This is a genomic window from Acinetobacter sp. 228, assembly GCF_048147885.1.
Window position 1 is genome coordinate 1 of sequence record NZ_JAYWYV010000408.1, and the last position, 1192, is coordinate 1192.

Annotated in this window: 1 protein-coding gene; it reads right to left on the reverse strand. The window is 34.8% G+C overall.

All coding sequences use genetic code 11. The annotated features are described in order from the left end of the window. Nucleotides 1–367 precede the first annotated feature (367 nt). Nucleotides 368–1129, reverse strand: coding sequence for a hypothetical protein (locus VXQ92_RS19425; protein ID WP_416682897.1), 762 nt, complete (start codon nt 1127–1129; stop codon nt 368–370). Nucleotides 1130–1192 lie beyond the last annotated feature (63 nt).

Genomic DNA, 1192 nt, shown 5'->3' on the forward strand with positions numbered 1-1192 from the left:
TGAGTGTGAGTACAGCGATATTCAAAAAGCCTTTGTTTCTTGTTTCCCAGAGCACTTCTTCAGCTTTGACTGTTAATTTATGAGAGGCACGGTAAAAAATCGCAATGGGTAAGTAAATCCCAAATAGAAAGAGCCAGTTCATACAACTGGCTCTTTCTATTGTCACGTATAAATCTAAGACTTTCTTTGAGCATACTAAAATTGATGTTCTACGGCTTCTAAAACATTGATTTTAGGTTCAGGATTGGGGTCGCCATGACGTTACTTTAGGGTGTACTCTAAATTTACATAATGTCTCTGTATACGAAATTCGATTGTAAGCCCAAAATAGAAATGTCCAACTTCTCTAAAATCCCTGCTAAATAAACTACTCTTCGCCTTTTTCTAAGGCCTTTTTAATTTCAATTACTGACAATAATTCTCCGCCCTTTTGCCAGGTATGTAATCCTTCTAACACCTGAATAAAAAGTTTATTTGCTTTAAAATATTCATTTTCATATGTCTTAACATCTTTAAAAATTAAAGATTTACGTACTTCATTATGAAACTTTGTCGTATTCATAATCCGATTGGTAATCTGTTGAGGAGTATCATTGCTAATATCAATATTGAGTTTCTTAAATGCGACAAGAACAGCACCACCTAATTCAAATTTACGTTGATTTTCAGCTTTGCGTTTTTTCCCAGCATCCTTCTTCTGTAGCTGACTCAAATACAATTCTAAATCACTGTATTCAAGCTTTTGCGCTTTAAAATTCAGATACCGTGTCGCCAAGGTTTTTAAAATATTTAGTTCCATCTGATCTAGTGCATTCTTTTGAAAAAGTTCATACAGATCTAAAAACTTCTGTTCATACTCGGTTTTAAGAGGCAGATTATTCAACTCTTCAAACAGCAATTTCAACTTCAGATGTTCACGATAAGGTTTTAAAGCCTCTTTGACCAGAACCTGATCTGTCTGAGTTAGCCCCTCAAAATTACAATCAACACTATTTAAAGCCTTTAACACTTGAGATTGAAGATCAGAAAGCTGTTCTTGCTGTTCTAAAAACTCTACAAATGCATGTAACTCAGCAATCTGTAACACCTGAGCAGGTCGACCACGCTTTTTGGCTTTTTCCATTTCCATCATCTGCCGCCAAATTTTCAGAACTGCAACCTCTTTAAATATGGTTTTACCATATTTAAAGAG

Bases quoted from the DNA above. Each gene is read 5' to 3' on its own strand.
- VXQ92_RS19425 (WP_416682897.1), bottom strand. From the start codon at position 1,129: ATGGAAATGGAAAAAGCCAAAAAGCGTGGTCGACCTGCTCAGGTGTTA.